Genomic DNA, 19218 nt, shown 5'->3' on the forward strand with positions numbered 1-19218 from the left:
CCCTGCCCCGGCGCCGGGGGCCGGCGGTCCCGGCGGGATCGGTGGCGTCGATTAGCCGGGACCGCCGGCGGTCCGCAGGGGCCGGTCAGCCGCGCCAGCCGTCCGGTACGGTGCCCTGCTGCACCGAGCTGGTGCCGCTGCACTTGCCGTTGTCCGGGTCGCCCCAGATCCGGATGGTGTCCACGTCGTTGGCCCAGGTGCCGTTCGGGTGGGTGTAGTCGCCGAGGTTCACCCGGGCGTTGGCGGGGATGCAGAGGTAGCGGTCCGGGCTGGTCCCCGTGTCGAGCAGCCAGACCGAGTCGTCGTTGCGGGTGTTCACCACCGAGTCGGCCTGGTTCTGCCGGTTCGAGGGCAGGTTCTGGTAGATCGCGTCCTGGAACTGCACGAGCTTCGTACCGGCGGAGTACGTGCCGGAGTAGAGGCAGACGTACGGGTAGGGGCAGTCCCGGTAGGCGGTTGCCTGGGCGGGGGTGGCCACGAGGGCCGTGGTCAACGTGGTGGCGCCGACGGTGAGCAGGGTCAGCAGACGTCGCTTCACGGTGGGTCTCCGATCCGGTGCGGGCCGCGCTCACTCGCGACCATGGCGGTCATTCACCGCCGGCAATGTTTCCGGTGCAATTGGTGCCTGTCAGCCGTTCCGGTCGGTTCCGTACGGTTCCGTACACCCGCGTACGCCCCCGGGTGCGCGACCTCCGCCCAGGTCAGGCCGTCGGCTGCGGCTCCCGTAGCGCCCGCGCCTCGGCCAGCGCCGCCCGCTCGGCGGGCTCGTCCTCGTCGGCCCGGCACGCCTCGGCGAGCAGTTCCAGGCCGGTGGCGAGCCAGTACGGCGCGCCGATGCCGCGCCAGATCCGCACCGCCGCCAGCGCCCGGGCCCGGGCCCGCGCCGGCCGCCCGGCGGCCAGTTGCGCCCCGGCCAGCCCGTACAGCGCCGCCGCCTCGCCCCAGGCGTTGGCGAACTCCCGGTAGGTCCAGAGGCTCTCGGCGAGCAGCCGGCGGCCCTCGCCGGGCCGGCCCTGCCGCACCCGTACGTCGCCGAGCCAGCACTTGGCGTGCGTAACGGCGAGCCGGTCGCCGAGGGAGGCGCTGATCGCCGCCGCCTGGGCGAAGTGCCCGGCGGCGAGGTCGTACTCCCCGAGCGCGCGGTGGGTCTGCCCGAGGCAGCGGTACGCCTGCGCCTCGCCGGGACGGTACCCGACCTCCCGGCTCAGGTGCAGGCACCGGGTGAACCGGTCCAGGGCGCCGGCGAACTCGCCGCGTTCGAGCTGCACCACGCCGAGCCCGTTGCTCGCGTAGATCAGGCAGTTGACGTTGCCGGTACTCACCGCCAGCTCGATGGCGCGGGTGAAGTAGGTGGTCGCGGAGTCGTACCGGCCGAGCAGGCGGTGCACGTAGGCCAGCCCGGCCGTGGCGCTCGCCGTGTACGTCGGGTCGGTGTCGGGACCGCACTCCAGGGACCGCTCGAAGTGCTTCACCGCCTCCTCGTACCGGTCCAGGATCGTCGCCCGTTCGCCGAGCGCCCGGTGCAGCTTGGCGCTCGCCATCCGGTCGCCGGCCGCGCGGGCGGCGACCAGCGCGCGGTCCTGCAACCGGTACCAGTCGTCGAAGTGGCTGCGGATCTGGAAGAAGGTGGTCAGCGCGGTGGCGAGGCCGGCCGCCAGGCCGACGGCCGGCCCGTCCAGGCCCTGCTCCCCGATGGCCAGGAGGAAGGCGTGTTCGACGTCGAAGAAGGTCAGCGGCTCGGCCAGCAGTTGCTCGACGTCGCCGGCCGGCAGCGACCAGTGCGGCGTCCGGTGCTTGCCGATGCCCTGGAAGTCGGCGCTGAGCCGGGCCGCCGCGGTCTCGGCCAGGTGCAGGCTCGCGCCGAGCAGCCGTTCCAGCGCCTCCGCCCGCCGGGCGGGCGGGTCGTCGCGCAGCGCCCGTTCCCGGGCGAAGGCCCGGACCAGGTCGTGCAGCCGGTACCGGGCGGTGCCGTCGCGCGGCTCCGGCTCGACCAGGTGCACCTCCACCAGGTCGTCGAGGAGCCGTTCCGCCGCCACGGGCGCCGTGTCGAGCAGGGCGGCCAGCGCCCACGGCGCGAAGTCCGGCGCGTCAAGCAGGCTGAGCAGCCGCAGCGCGTACCGCGCCCGCGGATCGAGCCCGTGGTAGCTCAGTTCCAGGCTGGCCCGTACCGCGATGTCGCCGACCACCAGCTCGTCGAGCTTGCGGTGCTCGTCGCCGAGCGCCCGCGCCATCGCCGAGAGCGACCAGTGCGGCCGGGCGGCGAGCCGGGCGCCCACCACCCAGACCGCCAGCGGCAGCCGGCCGCAGGTGTCCACGATCGCGGTCGCGGACTCCGGCTCGGCGCGGGTCCGCTCCTCGCCGACCATCCGGCCGAGCAGGGTGAGGGCCTGCTCGCGGCCGAGTACCCCGAGCGGCATCCTGACCCCCTCCAGCTCGGCCAGGGTCGTGCGGCCGGTCACCACGGCCGCGCAGCCCGACCCGTTGGGGAGCAGCACCTCGACCTGCCGGGCGTTGGCCGCGTTGTCGAGGACCACCAGCACCCGCCGCCGGGCGAGCAGCGTCCGGTAGAGGTCGACGCGGTCGGCCGGCTCCGCCGGAAGCGTGCCGCCGCGCACGCCCAGCGCCCGCAGGAAGGTGCCGAGCACGGCGGCGGGGGCGGCCGGCTCCGGGCCGGCGCCGTGCAGGTCGACGTAGAGCTGCCCGTCGGGGAAGTGCGCGGCGACGGCGTGCCCCAGCCGTACCGCGAAGGTGGTCTTCCCGACCCCCGCCGGCCCGGTGACCAGCAGCGTCGTCGGGCCGCCCGGGGAGGCCCGGAGCAGTTCGCAGGCGGCGGCGAACTCCGTGGCCCGGCCGACGAAGTGCTGCCGGTCGGGCGGCAGCAGGCACGGGCTGGGCAGCCGTTCCGGTGCCGGTGACGGGCCGTCCGTCCGGGCGGGCTCGGCCCCGGCGACCGGCTGCTGCTCCGCCGGTGCGAGCCCCTGCCACCGGTCGGCGGCCGAGCGGGCCAGCTCCTGCCAGACGGAGATCCAGCGCCCGGTCGTCTCGGGGCCGCCGCCGCAGGCCCGCAGCAGCGCCGTGACCAGTTCGAGGTTCGGCAGCGAGGCGCGGTTGAGGGCGGAGGCGACGGTGCTGGCGGGCAGCACGTCGCCGTTGGCCCGGGCACGCCGCGCGAGGTCCCGGTAGGACAGTCCCGTCCACGCCTTGACCTGGCGCAGTCCCGCGACGAACTCCTCCGGGGTCCGGACCCGGTCCGGTCCGGGCACCGAATCTGTCACCCGTCCAACCCGTCGATCGAACGCCCCCGTGTGGGTATACCAGCCGTCTGCGGCGGCATCTCGGCGATCGTACATGTCCGCGTACATCTCGTGGCGACGCCGATACCCTCCGACGGGACGTGACGTGCGCTTTTTGAAACAATGAATGTTTGGCGCGGACCCGACCCGGGCGAGTCGTCCCCGGTGCGCCGGAGGCCACCGCGCGCCGGGCGCGGGCGGTGACGGAACGGGCGGGCCGTCCGACTGGCGGTTGATGTGACGCGGGTCACGGTCCGGGGAGAACTCCGGCGCGGGTACGCGTCGTCAAGCCCGGTGTGAGGCGAAGCTTGGACGGGCTCGACGAGGGTGAGCTGCTGCGTCGCGTGGCGCGGGGCGACCGGCGTGCCTTCGACGAGTTGTACCGCCGTACCGCGCCCTGGCTGACGGTACGGCTGCGCCGGCGCTGCGCGGACCGGGACGTGGTGGCCGAGGTGCTCCAGGAGACGTACCTGGCGGTCTGGCGTTCGGCCGGCAGCCAGGCGCACGCCTCCACCGGGGGCAGCGCCCTGGGCTGGCTGTGGACGATCGCCGCCCACCGGCTGGTCGACGCGTTCCGCCGCCGGGCCCGGCAGGAGCGGGTCCCCACGGTGCAGACCTTCCCGACCGTGGCCCCGGCCGCCGAGGAGGAGGCGCTGGCCGGCGGCATCGACGCCGACCTGGAACGGGCCCTGCTGGCGTTGCCGGCGGAGCTGCGCCAGGTGCTGCACGCCATGGTTCTCGACGGGCTGACCGCGCGGGAGACCTCGCTGCTGCTCGGCGTGCCGGAGGGCACCGTGAAGACCCGCGCGCGGCGGGCCCGGATCGCGCTGCGGGAGGCGCTGTCATGAACACCCATCCGACCCCCGTTCTGATCTCCCGGTACGCCGCGGGCGGCGCCGGCGTCGACGACGCGACCGTCTGGGCGGTGGAGGCGCACCTGGAGTCCTGCGCCGCCTGCCGGGCGCTGCTGGCGGACGCCGTCGGCCCGGCGACCCGGGACCTGCTGGACCTCGTGGGCGACGGGATCGCGGCCGGGATCGCCGCCGGGCCGGGCCCGACCCGCCGGCGGCGGCTGCGGCCCACCGGCGTGACCGCGCGGATCCTGCCCTGGCTCGCCACGGCGGTCGGGCTGATCCTCGCCGCGCTCGCCTTCGAGCAGACCGTGCGGAGCCTGCCCTCGCTGGTGCTGCTGGTGGCGCCCGTGGCGCCGCTGCTGCCGGTGGCCGCGGCGTGGAGCCGGCGTACCGACCCCGCCTGGGAACTGATGGCGACCGTGCCCCGGCGCGGGCTGTGGCTGCTGCTGCGCCGCACGCTGGCGGTGCTGGCGGCGGTCGGTCCGGTGCTGGCGGTGGCGGGTTGGCTGACCGGTCACTCGCCGGCCCTGTGGCTGCTGCCCTGCCTGGCCTTCGCGGCCGGGAGCCTGGCCCTGGGCGGGCTGGTCGGCGTGGACCGGGCCGCGATCGGACTGGCGACCGGCTGGTCCGTCGCGGTGGTGCTGCCGAGCCTGGCCGGCCGGCGGCTCCCGGCCGTCCTGGAGGGCGGCAGCTGGCCCGGCTGGGCGCTGCTCACGGTGGCGCTGACGGCGCTGGTCCTGGTCCGGGCCGCCGACCACCGTCGTCTCGGCGCGGGCCGGATCTGATCCGGCACCGCGTCCCGTTCCGAAACATCCCCTGGCCGGTGGCGTTGCCCGCCACCCGACGAATGGAGAGATCATGATGCGCGCGGTCAGCGCGGCGGAGACCGCACCGACCAGCTACGCCTGGGCCGTGCACGCCGAGAGGCTGGTCGTCCGGGCCGGACGGCACCTCGCGGTCAACGGGCTCGACCTGGCGCTGGGCACCGGCGTGCACGGGCTGCTCGGCCCCAACGGGGCCGGCAAGACCACGCTGATGCGGGCCCTGGCCACGGTGGTGGACCCGGCCGACGGGCGGCTGAGCCTGCTCGGCGAGGAGGTCACCGGCCGCTCGGACCTGCGCCGGGTACGGCGTGGCCTGGGCTACCTGCCGCAGCACTTCGGCTTCTACCCACGTTTCACGCTGCGGGAGTTCGTCGAGTACATGGCCTGGCTCAAGGAGATGCCGAAGGCGGTCATCCCCGGTGCGGTGCAGCGCGCCGTCGAACGGGTGGGCCTCGCGGACCGGGCCGACTCCCGGATGAAGACGCTCTCCGGCGGCATGCTGCGCCGCGCCGGCATCGCCCAGGCGATCGTCAACGACCCGCAGGTGCTGCTGCTCGACGAGCCGACCGTCGGCCTGGACCCCGAGCAGCGCCTGCACTTCCGGGAGCTGCTGCGCGAGCTGGGCGTGGACAGCTGCGTGCTGGTCTCCACCCACCTGGTCGAGGACGTCGCGGTTGCCTGCACCGACGTGGTGCTGGTCAACGAGGGGCGGCTGGTCTGGCAGGGCAGCCCGGCGCAGCTGGCGGAGCAGGGCGGCACCGGCGACGCCGGGGACAGTGCCGCCGAGCGCGGCTACTCGGCGCTGCTGCGCGCGCACCGGGCGCAGGTGACGGCGTGATCCGGATCGTCGGCACCGAGCTGCGCCGCTCCTCGGCCGCGGCCGTCGCCCTGCTGTCGCTGCTGGTCGCCACCGCGCTGCTGCTGTCGTTTCCGCAGGGCTTCGCGGGGCGGTGGATGCAGCTGGCGGTCTCCGCCCGGATGATGCTGATGCTGATGTGGCCGCTGGCGCTCGCCGGCGGGGCGTGGCTGGGCCGGCGTGACGCGCGCAGCCGGGTCGGCGAGCTGTTCGCCAGCACCGCCCGGCCCCGCTGGCAGCGCGTCCTGCCGACCGCCGGCGCACTGGCGATCACGCTGGTCGGCGCGTACGTCCTGATGTTCCTCGTCGGGGCGGCCTGGGTCGCGCCGACGGCGCGGTACTTCCCGATCGCCACGATCGCGGTCACCGCCGTCGGCGCCCTGTCGCTGGTCGCCGCCGGCTGGCTCGGCATGGCCGCCGGCCGGGCCGTGCCCCGGCTGGTCACCGCGCCCGCCCTCGCCGTGGTCGCGGTCGCCGTGGTGGGGCTGCTGCCGGACTGGATGAGCGCCTCCGGCCTCGACGGCGATACGCCCGATCCGACGGCGCTGCTGCTCAGCCCGGTCTTCAGCCGCGGCGTCGACGACTTCCAGACGGTCGCGGCGCGGGTCAACCTGACCCAGGCGCTGTGGCTGGCGGCGCTCGCGGCCACCGGACTGCTGCTGCTGGGCGCGGTCCGCCGCCGGGCGGTCGCGCTGGCCGTACTCCCGGCGATGCTGGGCGGCGCGGTGGCGGTACCGCTCATGCCCGCGGGCGGCTACGACGCGGCGCCCGTCCTCGACCCGAGCGCCGTCGAGCTGGTCTGCGACGACGACGGCCGGCAGGTCTGCGTGACCCGGGTGCACGCCGCGCTGCTGCCCGACGTGGTCGGCCCGGTCCGCCAGGCACTGGCCCTCATGGCGGCGAAGCTGCCCGACGCACCCACCCGCGCGATCGAGAGCCGCGAGATCTCCACCTTCTGGGAACCGCAGGACCCGGTGCGGATCGGGCCCAAGCCGCCGGCCGACGCGCTCGTCTTCGCCAATCCCCTGATCGGAGGTACCGGCCGCGCCGACTTCTCGAAGGAACCCTTCCTGCCGTACCTGCTGACGGCGGCGTGGCAGCGCGACTGCGGCGACGAGGCGGAGCACGGCGGCGACGCGCACCTCGCCCGGGTGGTGGCCGCCGCCTGGCTGACCGGTCAACCACCCGTCCCCGAGGTGTGGTGGCAACCCGAGGAGCAGGCCCGGGTGGAGGCCGGCTACCGGGCGCTGACGGCGCTGCCGCCGGACGAGCAGCTGCGCCGGATGGTGGCGGCCCGCGACGCCGCGCTGGACTGCCGTACCGACGTGCTCGTGTCGATCCTGCCCGGGGAGACCCCGTGAGGTGGCTCCGGCTCTACCTGCGCTCCCGCCGGGTGCCGCTCGCGCTGGGCCTCGCGACGGCGGCGACCGCGCTGGTGTGGGCGCTGTGGCTGGCGTACTCCGACGAGCGGACCGTCAACGCCCGGCTGGTGAGCCTCACCGTGATGCTCGCGGTGGCGGCGTTCACCCCGACGCTCGGCGGCGCGGACGACGCGCTCGACCGCACCGCGTCGGTCAACTGGCCGGTGCGCCGGGCCGCGCACCTGTTGCTCACCGCGTCCGCGATCACCGGGTTGCTGCTGCTCAGCACGGTCACCGACGCACGCTTCGCGCCACTGACCGTGGTGCTGCGCGACACCGTGGGAATCCTCGGGCTCACGGCGCTGGGGGCCGCGCTGCTCGGCCCCGCGCGCTCCTGGATCGCCCCGCTGACCTGGACCCTCGTCACGATCCTGCCGTTCGTGGGGCCCAGCACGAAGCTGAGGTGGCAGGTCGCCGGCTGGCTCGTGCAGCCCGCCGGCAGCACCGCCGCGACGGTCTTCGCGGCGCTGCTGGCCGTGGCCGGCCTGGTCGCGTACGCCCTGCGCGGCCTGCCCCGCCACCCGGCCGTCGAGACGGCCCCCGATCATTGACCGATTGCGGGATGTTTTAGAGGTAATAGTAGGAAATGACTGTTAGCGTGGAGCATGGCCAGGATCGGCGTCGTGCGGACCCGCGAAGGTCTCCAGCGGCCCTCGTTCCTCGAGCTCTACTTCGACCTGGCCTTCATCGTCGCGCTGACCCGGCTGTCGCAGCGCATCGCCGCCGACGTCAGCTGGGGAAACGCCCTGCGCGCGATGGTGCTGCTGGCCGCCGTCTGGTGGGTCTTCACCGTCACCGCCTACACGACTAACTGGTTCGACCCCGACGAGCCGGTGATCCAGCTACTCGTGCTCGGCGTCATGCTCGGTGGCCTGCTGCTGGCGCTCACCATTCCGACCGCGTTCGAGGGGCCGAACGCGATCGTCTTCGCCGGGGCGTACGTGGCCGTGCACGTCGGTCGTGGACTGCTGCTCGCCTGGGCACTGAAGGGCCACCAGCTGCGCTACCGGAGCCTGCGGGTGGTGGTCTGGTTCGGCGTGACCGGCGTGCCGCTGATGGTCGGCGCGTTCCTGGGCGGCACCACGCAACTGGTGCTCTGGGCGGTCGCCCTCGCCGTCGACTACGCGGTCGGCTGGTTCGGCTATCCGGTGCCCGGGCGGGGCCGGACTCCGCCCGAGGAACTGCGCGTGCTCGGTGAACATCTGTCGGAACGGTTCCGGCAGATGTTCATCGTCGCGCTCGGCGAGATCATCCTGGTGGCCGCGCTCGCGTACCGCAGCGTCGACTTCAGCTCGCCGCAAACCGTCGCGTTCGTGCTGGTCTTCGTCAACACCGTGCTGATGTGGCGGATCTACTTCGTCCGCTCCGGCCGTTGGCTCGGGCCCGGCCTTGAGCACGCTAGGAAGTCCGGCCAGCTGGCGGTGCTCGTCGCGCACGCCCATCTGATCATGATCGCCGGCGCCGTGTTGACCGCCGTCGGCGCCGAACTGGCCATTCGCCATCCCGCCGCCCCGACCCCGGGCGCCTGGGTGGTGGGGCTGACCGCCGGACCGGCGGTGTTCCTGCTCGGGCGCATCCTGTTCGCCGTGCTCACGGTATGGATGGCCCGCGTCAGGGGAATCAAGGTCCCCATCCCGTGGCGGCTACTTCTCGGCCTGCTCGCCATCCTGGCCGTGGCTCCGGCCCTGTCGCATCTGCCACCGCTCGGCGTCGCGGCGGTGATCGACGGAATTCTCCTGGGCATCGCATCCGCGAAGACCGCCCAGATTCGGGGGCAGAGCCGCTCCCGCACCGCCGGTGCCGAGCGGTGACGCGACGGGGGCGGTCAGGTCACTCCAGTTCTCCGCCGTACGTGGCCTGGTAGAGCAGCCGGCCCAGACGTTGGTGCAGGTAGTGGGCCTGTTGCAGGCTCAGCATGACCTGGCCCCAGCCGTACCCGTCGGCGGTGGCGTCGGGCTGGTGCACCTCCAGCAGGACGGTCCGCTCGGGCTCGGAGTCGCCATCCGACCTGACCATGTTCGTGCAGGAGACCTGACCGTCCCCGTCGGGCCCGAGCCGACCGACCACGATGCCGTAGCCGGCGGCGTACTCCGCCCAGCGCTCCTCCCACCGCCGGTGCCCGACCTCCCGCCAGTACCGGTCCCGGTCCTCGGCGTTCGTTTCCGACGGGCCGGCCGGCTCGGTCTCGTGCTCCGCGTCCGGCGGTACGGTCACTTCAGCGCTCAACGCGTCTCCCCGCTCGGGCTCTCCACACCGGACCGCCACCCTTCCCGATGGCGATCAAGGGCGGGAAGCGTACCAACGGGAGGACCGCCGGCCGATGACCACATACACCGGTTCCGTTCACGGCTGCCTGCGGGATTCAGCGGGTAGCCGGCCCAGCAAGATCGAGTCCAGCAAGATCGACACAAATTCAGAGAATTACGCCCTTCGGGGCGCGGGTCGGCCACTAATTCTCCGAATTTGTGCGGATCTTGCCGGCGCTCGCCTCGATCATTCGAGGTGCAGGTGAAGGCGGACGAGGTTCCGATCACGCCTGCGGAGTTCAGCGCGCGAAGTGGCCGGTCCTGACGCCGGCCACGAAGGCGGTCCAGCTCCGGGGGGCGAAGGCCAGCACCGGACCCGAGGCGTCCTTGCTGTCGCGTACGCCCACCAGCCCGCCCAGGTCCCCAGCCACCTCGACACACTCACCGCCGCTGGTGCTGCGGCTGCTCTTCCGCCACCGGGCCTGAGGCTGGTTACTCATGATACTCCTTCATAATCTTCAGAATCAGATCTCTTGATGCTTCCTCATTGAGCACCAGATCTTGTTGGCTGCGCCAGACCCTGTCATATGCCGCTACCTCCGCTGGCTTGTCGAGGTAGAGCGCGCCGGTGATGCTCTCGATGTACACAGTGGTCGGCTCGGCCGTGTTCCTTCCCCGGCTCGGCGGGAAGTCGAGGATGATGAAGCAGCCGCATTCTGCCCCCATCGGCGGGCCGGCGGCCAAGGCCAGCACGTGGATCGAGACGTTGGGCCGCTCCATTGAATCGAGCAGATGCTGCAACTGTCTCGCCATCGCGGGTCGCGTGGGGGACGGCCGCCGGAGTACCGCCTCGCTGAGAATCAGATCCAGCCGGGGAGCCGGTGGCAGCCGGCGATCAAGCACCCGTTGGCGCTGTAGGCGGAACTGGATTCCTTGCTGAATCTGCTCCTCGCTCCAGGCCGGCTGTTCCCGGCGGAACACGCTCACCGCGTATTCGCGAGTCTGTAACAGGCCGGGAACGAGGTGCGAGGCGTGATAGCGCATTCGTGATGCGGCGGTTTCGAGGTCCACATAAGTCGAGATTCGGGACGGGATGGACTCGCCGTACGACTGCCACCAGCCATTGGCGCGGCTTTCCTTGGCCAGGGTGGTCACTTGCTCTCGTACCTCGTCCGACGCCTCGTACAGGTCGCAGAGGACCTTGGCGTCGGGGGTGCGGACCGGGACCAGGCCCTTCTCGATGCGCCAGATCTTCTGTCGGGAGCAGTCCATCGCCTCGGCGGTCGCGTCGACCGTGATCAGGGCTTCCTCGCGGAGTCGGGCCAGCAGCCGGCCGAGCTGCCGGCGTGGAACCGTCGACCCGAGTGTTTCATCCGCCATGCAACATCGCCGCCATTTCTTGTGCAACATGGGGCGGATTCCGTTCGTCGTGTCACATAATCGCCGCCCCGGAAGTGTCGATGCGAATCGAGCCTAATTAGCCCGGCAATGCCGGCGCAAGGGGTGTCCATGCTGGAACGTGGGTGGCCGGACGATTCAGTCCCGGTCGCCTTGTCTCGGCGCACCGATAAGTCGCTGTCCCGCTCATGGCGCGGTGCGCGTGGGCGGGGCGGCGCAATTTCCACGGAGGGATCGTGTGAAGCGGGTGACGTACGAGCAATATCTCTTGGCGGTGGCGCTGGACCTCGCGCGGCGGCACCGCCCGGTCTGGTCCTGGCGGCGCTGGCGGCGGATCTGCCGCTGCGGATCGGAGCTGCCGTGCCACGTGCGGCACCCGCTTCCGATCAGCCGGCGGCACTGGCCGATCAACCAGGGGCACTGGCCGACGTGAGCATCCTGCGCCCCGGCGACGAGCGGTTCCACTACAGCGACGGCTCGCACAGGTGGATCCCGCCCGACCCGGACTACGACCAGAAGGTCTGGGACGAGGAGGTACGCCAGCACAAGGAGAAACACCTGCGCAACGAGAAGCCCGAGCCCCGGCGTCGTCTCGCCGTACCGGACCGGGCCCAGGGGCGCGGTGAAAGGGATCTGAGCCAGGGCTGAAAGGACCCGATGGTCGACTCGGTCGTCCGCACCCCTTTCGGACAAGACCCGACTCGAAGGAGAAGTCCATGCAGGTACGTAAGCTCGCCGCCGGAGCGCTGCTCGCGGCGGCCGTGGCGGCGCCCACCCTGACGGCGACCGCGGCGCAGGCCGCCCCGCCCGCCGGCGCGGTCGTCGCGGGGGACGTGGTGGTGCTGGACTTCCTCGTCGAGGGCCCGTTCCCGACCCAGAGCGAATGCAACCACCGGGCCGTCTGGTGGGACCACATCGACGGTCGCGCCCACTACTGCCGGTACGAGAACGGCAGCGGCGGCTACGCGCAGGGCTGGTGGATCTGGGCGCGGAGCTGACCGCCACGAAACGGCCCTGTCGTCCGCCCCGACCTCGGGCAACCCGCTGCTGCTCGAACGTCTCGTCGGGAACCTGGTGGAGAACGCGCTGCGGTACAACGTGGCCGGTGGCGAGGTGTGGGTGAGCACGTCCGGCGCCGACGGGCGGGCCAGCCTGGTCGTCGCGAACACCGGACCCGTGGTCGGCCCGGAGGCGGCCGGGACCGCGAAACCGGTCGGGCCCGTGGAACCGGTCGGTCAGGCCGGGTCGGGGTCGGGCCCGGCCGGCGCCCCGGACCGCCCGGCCGCTCGGGCCGGCGCCCCGTCGGCCGTGTGGGAGGCGGACGCGGCCAGGCGGGCGACCAGCGCGGCCACCGGCAGGGCGAGGATCACCGCGCCCGGGAAGTACGGCAGGCCGTCGACCGGGTTGCCGTAACCGGCGGCCCGGATCAGCGGCATGCCGGCGGGGACGCCGAGCGCCAGCTGGACGTAGACCGCCGGCAGGCCGAGCAGCGCGGCGCCGAGCGCGATCCCGACCCAGCGCGGGACCGCCCAGCGTTCGCGGCGCGCGGTCGCCAGCGCCAGCGCGTACGCGACGAGCGGCAGCCCCAGCGTCACCGAGTAGTCGAGCCGTACGGTGGTGGTGAGCGCGCCGAGCGTGGCCAGCAGCAGGCCCGGCGCCGCGACCAGCGGTACCGCCAGCCGTGACGGCAGCCGCCCCGGTCGGGCGGCGAGCGCTCCGGCCGCCGCGAGGGCGGCGAGGAGCCCGGCGAGGGCGGCGGTGACGGCCGGGTAGCCGACCGGGGTGAGCGAGCCCGCCATGGCGGCGGGCATCAGCGGCGCCGGGGCGAGCAGGGCGGCCGCCGCCGCCACCCAGGCGAGGCGCCGTCGTACCTCCGCCTCGCTCACCCCGCGCTGGCCGGCCAGCGCGCCGACCGCCCACCGGCCGGCACCGGCCACCCCGGCGGCGAGCGCGAGCGCCCCGGCCAGCGCGGCCGGACCGCCCGCGTCGACGGTGTCGAGCACCGAGTCCACCGTGACCAGCAGCGCGGCGACGAGCAGGCCCGGCAGGAGCACCGGCCCCCGGGTCGCGGCGGCCACGACCAGGCCGAGTACGCCGAGCACGATCGCCGCCTCGCGCAGCTCCTGCACCCAGAGGTGCAGCTCCCAGCTCTGTACCGCGTCGACCCGCGCCACCTCGGCCAGTTGCGGGGTGAGGATCGTCGCGGCGTACGCCCACAGGGCCAGCCCGGCCGCGAGCGCCACGAGCCCGAGGCGCCGGTGTCCCGGCGGTACCGTGACCGGCGCGGGTGGCGCGACCGCCGCCCCGTCCGCCGGGGTCAGTGTGGGGGCGGCGGTGGTGGCGCGGGCGGCCCGGTCGGCGGTGGTGGCGCGGGCGGCCCGTACTCCGTAGAGCAGCACGAACGCGGTGGCGGTCAGCAGCGGTCGCAGGGTGCCGGCGACGATGTCGACGACCGTCTCGGAGGCCACCGAGCCCTGCTCGACGGGGCCGAACCGGATCCCGCCGCCGTACGTCTCCAGCAGGCTGAGCGGGAACCACCAGGGCGAGGTGGTGAGGCTGAGCCCCTCCACGGCCGCCACGTGCCGGCCGGCCAGCACCGCCGCGAACTCCAGCGCGAGCAGCCCGCCGACCACCCCGACCAGCCAGCCCCGGCCGCGCCGCCCGCGCTCGACCAGCCGTACGGTGAGCACCGCCACCGGCACGATCAGCGCGGCCCAGAGCAGCAGGGCGGGGCCCGTTTCAGCCGCCAGCACCGTGACCGTCCCGTCGTCCACGCCGGGGTCCTGCTGCGCCCACCAGAGCGCGTTCTGCGCGCCCATGCCGGCGGCCAGCACCAGCGGCGCCACCAGCGCGGAACCGGCCGCACCGAGCCGGCCCCGGTGCGCCCAGGCGACCGGCAGCCGCCGGCCCAGCGCGGCCCCGACCAGGGCGGCCAGGCCGGTGGCCAGGACGAGGCCGGCGAGCGTGGCGACGTTGCCGGCCCAGTCGATCCCGTCGCGGGAGAAGCTGGGCGGTCCGCCGCGTACCCCGGCCAGGACCGCGGCGCTGACGTCGCGTGCGCCCCAGCCGAGCAGGTCGCAGAGCAGGGTCGCGCCGAGCAGCATCAGCACCGGCCGCAGCCCCTTGCCGAACTCCGGCAGCAGCTCGCGCCAGCCGCGCGGCACCCCCTGCTCGTCCTCGACCGGCGGGGAGCCGGCCAGGCTCAGCGCGAACCGGAGCCGCCGCAGCACCCGTACCAGTCGGCGGAGGGTACGGTCGGCGCCGATCGCGGCCAGTTCGGCGCGCCACTCGGCGAGCATCGCCTCGCGCAGCTCGACCGGCCAGCGGCGGCTCGCCACCCGCAGCAGCCGATCGGCGAGGCCGCGCCCGCGAACTTCGTCGTTGGCCGGGTCGTGCCCGCCCGCGCCGGTCACGCCGTCCTCGGCTTCGTGTTCGCCGATCGCGCCGGGCTGAGCTGCTGGTGCAGCGCGGCGAGTTCGACCCGGGCCCGGGCCAGGCCGTCGGCGGTGAGCCGGTAGTAGCGCCGGGCTGGCCGCCCCGCCGCGACCGGGTCGATCTCCTCCCAGGCGCGGTCGACCCAACCGGCCTGTTCCAGCCGGACCAGGATCGGATAGATCGTGCCGCTCGGCAGCCCCGTCGCGCCGATCAGGTCCAGGCCGTAGCGTTCGGCCGCGGGATCGGCGAGGAACGCGGCGAGCACCCGCGCCACGGCCGTGGTGACCCGTACGTCGTTACCCATGCGCGAGACTCTACATAGGGCTGTGCCTGTTCTCTACATAGGGTCGGGCGCCGGGGCCGAGTGGTCGCGGCACGTGCCGGCGCACCCCACGACGGGGTCGCGGTGGCGGCCGAGCCGTACCGGCAGTGGGTGACGCGACGCTCAGCCCTTCACCGTCATGATCGGACGCAGCTCGACGACCGGTTGGGCCACCCCCGCGTGCCGCAGGCTCCGCACCACCGGGCCGACCTCCTTGTACGCCCACGGCGCCTCCTGTTTGAGGTCCCGGCGCCACGCCTCGAGCACGTCGTGCCGGGCGGCGACCGCCGGGTCGCGATGGTTGAGCGGGGTGACCACCCGGAACTCGCGCAGGAACGCGTCGAGTTCGGCATCGCCGCCCCGGGCCGCCGCGCCCCTCGGCACGCTGCGACCCGCGCCGTGACAGGCGCTGCCCAGCGAGCGGGCGTTACCCAGCCCTCGGAGCAGGTAGCTCGGCGCGCCCATCGACCCCGGTACGATCACCGGCTCGCCCCACACGTGGCCGCCCTCGCCGGGCCCGCCCGCCGGGGTGGCGCCCTTGCGGTGCAGCACCCCGCCGTCGGCGCCGGGCCAGAGCAGGTTGTGCGGTGCGTCGTACACCAGCCGCGACCGCAGCTCGCCGGCGACGTCGGCCAGCCCCGCGCGCAGCATCATGGCCAGGAAGAACCGGTTGCCGACGGCGAAGTTCGCCGCGTTGGCGAGCGCGGTCAGGTACCTGGCCCGGGCGGTGGCGCCCCGCTCGTCCAGCAGCATCGGCAGGATCCGGTTCGCCGGCATCGGTACGCCCCGGGGCCAGGCCGCCCGGGCCTGGTCCTGGCCGGTGGCGTTGGCCTGGTGCCCGAGCGAGAGGGAGCCGCTGTGCACCATCAGCACTATCCGGCCGGGGGCCAACCCCCAGGCGTACGCGGCTGGTCCGTCGTGCACGGCGGAAACGTACTGCAACTCGGCGAAGTGGTTGCCTCCGCCGATGCTGCCGATGATGCTGTCGAAGCTGGTTCCGCCGCCGCTGGTGATCCAGTCGCGGAACCCGTCGGCCGAGTCGGCCGGGTACGCGGCGGCGTGCAGGCCGGTGTCGAGCCCCTCGGCGTCCTGCGGCGTCACCTGCCGCCAGGCACCCTCGGCGCCGGCCGGGGCGCCGCCGTCGAGCAGGCCGGGCAGGCCGTCGCGGAGCAGGGCCTCACGCCGCACGGCGGTCAGCCCGATCCGCCGGCCGCCCTCGAAGAAGAGGTGCCTCAGCCGCCGTTCGAGCCGGTCGAGGTGGGGGCGGACCCGCTCGACGGTGAGCGAGGTGACCTCCACCCGCATGCCGCAGTTGATGTCGTTGCCGACGGCCTGCGGCACGAGCGCGCCCTCGGTACGCAGCACGGTGCCGATCGGGATGCCGGCGCCCTTGTGGAAGTCGGGCGTACCGACGACCCGCTCGATGCGCGGTTCGACGGCCAGACCGGGGGTGGCGTCGGCCAAGGCCCGCAGCGTGTCGGCGGTCTCCAGGAGGGTGAGCAGTTCGTCGATCGCGGCGGGTTCGACCGGTACGTCGGGACCGGCGCAGATCTCGACCGGAACGCCGGCCGGGTTGGGCAGGGTGAGCCAGGACTCGTCGGTACGGACCAGACGCGGATCCGGACGCCTGGGGTGGGACGTCTTGCCATGGGGCATGGGAGTGCGCAGACCTCTCGTGGCTGTCGAGCGGAGATGCCGGTGGAACGAGGCGGGGAACCCGGGCGGGCGGCATCGACACGCGATCCGTCGCGTGCGGAGGCGCGGGACGGGCCCGCCGGTATCCGGTTGTGCCTGACGGTTCAGCAGCCGCGAGGTCCGTTCGAGGATAGAGATCGACCGGGCGCCGCGCGACTGGTTTCACCGGTCCGCCGTCCGCCGCCATACGGCGACGGGTTGAGACGCCGGACTACCGCCCGCCCCTGCCGAACATCGACCGGATCGCGGCGAGCAGCAGCAGCGCGCCGAGTACCGCGCCGACGAGTCGTACCCCCGGAATGTCGTACCAACTGGTGTCCTCGGCGGCCGTGACGAGCTGATGCATTCCCGCACCTTCGCACGCCCAGCCGCTCCGGCGCGACGGTGGGTAATAGAAAGGTTTATTGACTATTTAAGGTGCCGGTGTGACCATGGCATGCAGCCGCCGCCACCCTGGCCGTGGCCGCTGTCCAATATGGATCTAGTACCGGGGGGTACGGGGGAATGAGCACTCCGACGGGCGAACTGTCGAGCCTGGCCGCGGCCGTGCTGCAGCCGGGTTTCGAAGGCACCAGTCCGCCCGACTGGGTGCTCCGCTGGCTCGCCGAGGGGCTCGGCGGGGTGGCCCTCTTCGCCCGTAACGTCCGCGATGCCGAGCAGGTGGGGGAGCTCACCGCGGCGTTACGGGCGGAGCGGCCCGACGTCCTCGTCGCGATCGACGAGGAGGCCGGCGACGTCACCCGGTTCGAGTCCCGGCTCGGCAGCTCCCGGCCCGGCAACCTGGCGCTGGGCGCCATCGACGACCCCGCGCTCACCGAGGCGGTCGCCGCCGACCTCGGCGCCGAGCTGGCCGCGGCCGGGGTCACCCTGAACTACGCCCCCGACGCGGACGTCAACTCCAACCCGAACAACCCGGTCATCGGGGTACGGTCCTTCGGCGCCGAGCCGGGCCTGGTCGCCCGGCACACCGCCGCCTGGGTTCGGGGATTGCAGTCCGCCGCGGTCGCGGCCTGCGCCAAGCACTTCCCGGGGCACGGCGACACCAGCACGGACTCGCACTTCGACCTGCCGCGGATCGGCGCGACCATGGGCGAGCTGGCCAGCACCGAGCTGTTGCCGTTCCGCGCCGCGATCGAGGCGGGCGCGCAGGCGATCATGACGGGGCACCTGCTGGTGCCCGCGCTGGACGCGGAGCTGCCGGCCACGCTCAGCCGGCGGATCCTGACCGGGCTGCTCCGCGAGGAACTGGGCTTCCAGGGCGTCGTGATCACGGACGGGATCGAGATGCAGGCGGTCGCCCACCGGTACGGCCTGGCCGGCGCCACCGTACGGGCCATCGCGGCCGGTGCCGACGCGATCTGCGTCGGCGGGGAGCACGCCGACGAGGAGTCGGCCCGGCTGCTGCGCGACGGCATCGTGGAGGCCGTCGTCGCCGGCCGGCTGCCCGAGGAGCGGCTGGTCGAGGCCGCCAAGCGGGTCGGCCAGTTGGCGGCCTGGACCGTGCAGGCGCGCGGCCGGCGACCGCAGTGGCCGGGCGCGCACCCGGACGGGTCACCGATCGGGGTCGACGCGGCGCGTCGGGCGGTGCGCCTCACCCGGGCCGCCGACGGTGCCACGGCCCTGCCGCTGACCGGGCCCGCGCACGTGGTGGAGTTCGCGCCGCCGCACAACATCGCGACCGGCTCGGACACGCCGTGGGGTGTGGGCGACCCGCTCGCCGCGCTGCTGCCGGGGACCACCACGGTACGGTTCGCCGCCGCGGACCTGCCCGCCGACGGTGACCTGCCGCCGGCGCTGCTGGGACCGGCGCGCGGGCGTCCGCTCGTGCTCGTGGTGCGGGACCTGCACCGGCACGACTGGATGGCCGGCGCGGTCGCGCGCGCGTTGGGGGTGCGGCCGGACGCCGTCGTGGTCGAGCTGGGCGTGCCCGAGCGGATCGCCGGCACCGTCCACATCGCCACGTACGGGGCGAGCCGGGCGGGTGGTCGGGCCGCCGCGGAAATTCTCGCCGGTCGATGAGTAGAGATCGACAATCATTACCATCGGTGCCCCCACGTGCACGGCCTGTCGCGGTATCGTCTCTGCGGTGAGCCGTCGTTGGCAGCGGGCCCCCCTGATGCCGTCCTGGATCCGTTGGCTGCCGTGCGCCTTCACCTACCTGACCGTCATCCCCGACCAACTGCCGTTCCACCGCTCCGACTGGGACGGCGTGGTGCCCTGGGACGACGTCCTCTGGTGCGACCCCGGCGACGTCGACGACTGGGTACGCCGGGCGCAGCGCCGCCAGCCCCGCCGCGAGTCCACGCATGCGGAGCTGCACGCCCGCGAGCACTACGACTGGATGGTCCGGGTCCGCGCCGAGCGCATCGAACTCTTCGGGGAGATGTGCCGGCGCGCCGGCGTACCGGTGCCGCACAGCGTGCGCGAGCTGCTCAGCTGCCTCGCCACGCTCGGCCTGTTCGAGCTGACCGACGGCGAGGACGGTGACCCGCTGGTGCGTCCGAGGCTCGACCGGGACCCGCTGGACGTGCTGCCGCTCACCGCGGAGGAACGGGAACTGGAGGAGCGCGCGCAGCGCGACGACCGCACCGTCCTGGTCGCGATAGCGGTACGGCGGCTGGCCGAGCGGACCCGGCGGCGGTGGCGGCGTCGGGTGCTCGGCACCACCGCCGCCAGCCTCGCCGCCCTGGCCGGTGTCGCCGTCGAGGAGGTGCACCGCTCGCTCGGCGAACTCGGTGACCTCGCCCAGCTGCGGGTCGAGGAGGTCGGCGCCGACGGGCGGCTGCGGTTGAGCGTGCCCTGGCCCGACTTCCAGCAGCGCTTCCCCTTCGCCGAGCTGCCGGCGCCGGAGCACGCGGTCTGAGCGGGTGGTCG

20 protein-coding genes and 1 pseudogene are annotated in these 19218 nt (G+C 73.9%); 12 read left to right on the forward strand and 9 right to left on the reverse strand.

What is annotated here, in order from left to right; translation table 11 throughout:
* Positions 1 to 85 precede the first annotated feature (85 nt).
* Both AB0J86_RS16395 and AB0J86_RS16400 read right to left on the reverse strand, forming a co-directional pair.
* Positions 86 to 538: a peptidase inhibitor family I36 protein gene (locus AB0J86_RS16395; RefSeq protein ID WP_363857784.1), complete on the reverse strand. Its 453-nt coding sequence runs from the start codon at positions 536 to 538 to the stop codon at positions 86 to 88.
* Positions 539 to 701: 163 nt separating this feature from the next.
* The gene (locus AB0J86_RS16400; protein ID WP_363857786.1) at positions 702 to 3275 is read right to left on the reverse strand and encodes a tetratricopeptide repeat protein; all 2574 of its coding nucleotides are present in this window, start codon (positions 3273 to 3275) and stop codon (positions 702 to 704) included.
* Positions 3276 to 3589: 314 nt separating this feature from the next.
* Between AB0J86_RS16400 and AB0J86_RS16405 the strand changes: the two genes are divergently transcribed.
* The 6 genes from AB0J86_RS16405 (at position 3590) to AB0J86_RS16430 (ending at position 9059) form a co-directional block, all read left to right on the forward strand.
* On the forward strand, positions 3590 to 4141 hold the full coding sequence (locus AB0J86_RS16405; protein WP_363857788.1) for an RNA polymerase sigma factor: 552 nt from the start codon (positions 3590 to 3592) through the stop codon (positions 4139 to 4141).
* A complete protein-coding gene (locus AB0J86_RS16410) occupies positions 4138 to 4932 on the forward strand; it encodes a zf-HC2 domain-containing protein (RefSeq protein ID WP_363857790.1) in 795 nt (264 codons plus the stop codon). Before AB0J86_RS16405 ends, AB0J86_RS16410 begins: the two co-directional genes overlap by 4 nt.
* A gap of 76 nt (positions 4933 to 5008) precedes the next feature.
* Positions 5009 to 5809, forward strand: coding sequence for an ABC transporter ATP-binding protein (locus AB0J86_RS16415; RefSeq protein WP_363858012.1), 801 nt, complete (start codon positions 5009 to 5011; stop codon positions 5807 to 5809).
* Complete coding sequence (locus tag AB0J86_RS16420) at positions 5806 to 7188, forward strand: hypothetical protein (RefSeq protein WP_363857791.1); 1383 nt, start codon at positions 5806 to 5808, stop codon at positions 7186 to 7188. The genes AB0J86_RS16415 and AB0J86_RS16420 overlap by 4 nt, the downstream gene beginning before the upstream one ends.
* The gene (locus AB0J86_RS16425; RefSeq protein ID WP_363857793.1) at positions 7185 to 7799 is read left to right on the forward strand and encodes a hypothetical protein; all 615 of its coding nucleotides are present in this window, start codon (positions 7185 to 7187) and stop codon (positions 7797 to 7799) included. The genes AB0J86_RS16420 and AB0J86_RS16425 overlap by 4 nt, the downstream gene beginning before the upstream one ends.
* Positions 7800 to 7871: 72 nt before the next feature.
* Positions 7872 to 9059 carry a low temperature requirement protein A gene (locus tag AB0J86_RS16430; protein WP_363857795.1) on the forward strand — a complete coding sequence of 396 codons (1188 nt, stop codon included), beginning with the start codon at positions 7872 to 7874 and terminating at the stop codon, positions 9057 to 9059.
* 19 nt (positions 9060 to 9078) lie between these two features.
* Here the strand turns inward: AB0J86_RS16430 and AB0J86_RS16435 are convergent, their stop codons facing one another.
* The 3 genes from AB0J86_RS16435 to AB0J86_RS16445 form a co-directional block, all read right to left on the reverse strand.
* A complete protein-coding gene (locus AB0J86_RS16435; RefSeq protein ID WP_363857796.1) occupies positions 9079 to 9474 on the reverse strand; it encodes a hypothetical protein in 396 nt (131 codons plus the stop codon).
* 319 nt (positions 9475 to 9793) lie between these two features.
* Entirely contained in the window at positions 9794 to 9994 is a 201-nt protein-coding gene (locus AB0J86_RS16440; RefSeq protein WP_363857798.1) for a DUF397 domain-containing protein, read from the reverse strand.
* Complete coding sequence (locus tag AB0J86_RS16445) at positions 9987 to 10904, reverse strand: helix-turn-helix transcriptional regulator (protein WP_363857800.1); 918 nt, start codon at positions 10902 to 10904, stop codon at positions 9987 to 9989. Before AB0J86_RS16445 ends, AB0J86_RS16440 begins: the two co-directional genes overlap by 8 nt.
* A 235-nt stretch (positions 10905 to 11139) precedes the next feature.
* On the opposite strand from AB0J86_RS16445, the gene AB0J86_RS16450 reads away from it, so the two are divergent.
* From AB0J86_RS16450 to AB0J86_RS16465, 4 genes and pseudogenes are all read left to right on the forward strand, one after another.
* On the forward strand, positions 11140 to 11325 hold the full coding sequence (locus AB0J86_RS16450; protein WP_363857802.1) for a hypothetical protein: 186 nt from the start codon (positions 11140 to 11142) through the stop codon (positions 11323 to 11325).
* Positions 11322 to 11540, forward strand: coding sequence for a hypothetical protein (locus AB0J86_RS16455; protein ID WP_363857804.1), 219 nt, complete (start codon positions 11322 to 11324; stop codon positions 11538 to 11540). The genes AB0J86_RS16450 and AB0J86_RS16455 overlap by 4 nt, the downstream gene beginning before the upstream one ends.
* Before the next feature lie 68 nt (positions 11541 to 11608).
* Positions 11609 to 11890 carry a hypothetical protein gene (locus AB0J86_RS16460; protein ID WP_363857806.1) on the forward strand — a complete coding sequence of 94 codons (282 nt, stop codon included), beginning with the start codon at positions 11609 to 11611 and terminating at the stop codon, positions 11888 to 11890.
* 1 nt (position 11891) lies between these two features.
* Positions 11892 to 12080: pseudogene (locus AB0J86_RS16465) on the forward strand (ATP-binding protein); the annotation flags it as partial.
* A gap of 47 nt (positions 12081 to 12127) precedes the next feature.
* Here AB0J86_RS16465 and AB0J86_RS16470 read toward each other — a convergent pair.
* The 4 genes from AB0J86_RS16470 to AB0J86_RS16485 all read right to left on the reverse strand — a co-directional run bounded on the left by AB0J86_RS16470 (position 12128) and on the right by AB0J86_RS16485 (position 16690).
* Positions 12128 to 14305 (reverse strand): hypothetical protein, encoded by a 2178-nt coding sequence (locus AB0J86_RS16470; protein WP_363857808.1) that lies wholly within the window; start codon positions 14303 to 14305, stop codon positions 12128 to 12130.
* Entirely contained in the window at positions 14302 to 14631 is a 330-nt protein-coding gene (locus AB0J86_RS16475) for a PadR family transcriptional regulator (RefSeq protein WP_363857810.1), read from the reverse strand. Before AB0J86_RS16475 ends, AB0J86_RS16470 begins: the two co-directional genes overlap by 4 nt.
* 141 nt (positions 14632 to 14772) lie before the next feature.
* Positions 14773 to 16305 carry an RtcB family protein gene (locus tag AB0J86_RS16480; RefSeq protein ID WP_363857812.1) on the reverse strand — a complete coding sequence of 511 codons (1533 nt, stop codon included), beginning with the start codon at positions 16303 to 16305 and terminating at the stop codon, positions 14773 to 14775.
* Between the two features lie 250 nt (positions 16306 to 16555).
* On the reverse strand, positions 16556 to 16690 hold the full coding sequence (locus tag AB0J86_RS16485; protein ID WP_363857813.1) for a hypothetical protein: 135 nt from the start codon (positions 16688 to 16690) through the stop codon (positions 16556 to 16558).
* Between the two features lie 158 nt (positions 16691 to 16848).
* Here AB0J86_RS16485 and AB0J86_RS16490 point away from each other — a divergent pair, with 158 nt between their 5' ends.
* Positions 16849 to 18363 carry a glycoside hydrolase family 3 protein gene (locus tag AB0J86_RS16490; RefSeq protein ID WP_363857815.1) on the forward strand — a complete coding sequence of 505 codons (1515 nt, stop codon included), beginning with the start codon at positions 16849 to 16851 and terminating at the stop codon, positions 18361 to 18363.
* A gap of 67 nt (positions 18364 to 18430) precedes the next feature.
* Complete coding sequence (locus tag AB0J86_RS16495) at positions 18431 to 19207, forward strand: DUF6042 family protein (RefSeq protein WP_363857817.1); 777 nt, start codon at positions 18431 to 18433, stop codon at positions 19205 to 19207.
* The last annotated feature ends 11 nt before the right edge of the window (positions 19208 to 19218 follow it).

This window comes from Micromonospora sp. NPDC049559 (genome assembly GCF_040676675.1).
Lineage (GTDB): Bacteria > Actinomycetota > Actinomycetes > Mycobacteriales > Micromonosporaceae > JBFAPK01.

Excerpts from the sequence above, each read along its gene's own strand:
- AB0J86_RS16460 (WP_363857806.1), top strand. The coding sequence starts at position 11,609 with ATGCAGGTACGTAAGCTCGCCGCCGGAGCGCTGCTCGCGGCGGCCGTG.
- AB0J86_RS16490 (WP_363857815.1), top strand. The coding sequence starts at position 16,849 with ATGAGCACTCCGACGGGCGAACTGTCGAGCCTGGCCGCGGCCGTGCTG.
- AB0J86_RS16475 (WP_363857810.1), bottom strand. The coding sequence starts at position 14,631 with ATGGGTAACGACGTACGGGTCACCACGGCCGTGGCGCGGGTGCTCGCC.
- AB0J86_RS16415 (WP_363858012.1), top strand. The coding sequence starts at position 5,009 with ATGCGCGCGGTCAGCGCGGCGGAGACCGCACCGACCAGCTACGCCTGG.
- AB0J86_RS16485 (WP_363857813.1), bottom strand. The coding sequence starts at position 16,690 with ATGCATCAGCTCGTCACGGCCGCCGAGGACACCAGTTGGTACGACATT.
- AB0J86_RS16440 (WP_363857798.1), bottom strand. The coding sequence starts at position 9,994 with ATGAGTAACCAGCCTCAGGCCCGGTGGCGGAAGAGCAGCCGCAGCACC.
- AB0J86_RS16480 (WP_363857812.1), bottom strand. The coding sequence starts at position 16,305 with ATGCCCCATGGCAAGACGTCCCACCCCAGGCGTCCGGATCCGCGTCTG.
- AB0J86_RS16410 (WP_363857790.1), top strand. The coding sequence starts at position 4,138 with ATGAACACCCATCCGACCCCCGTTCTGATCTCCCGGTACGCCGCGGGC.
- AB0J86_RS16445 (WP_363857800.1), bottom strand. The coding sequence starts at position 10,904 with ATGTTGCACAAGAAATGGCGGCGATGTTGCATGGCGGATGAAACACTC.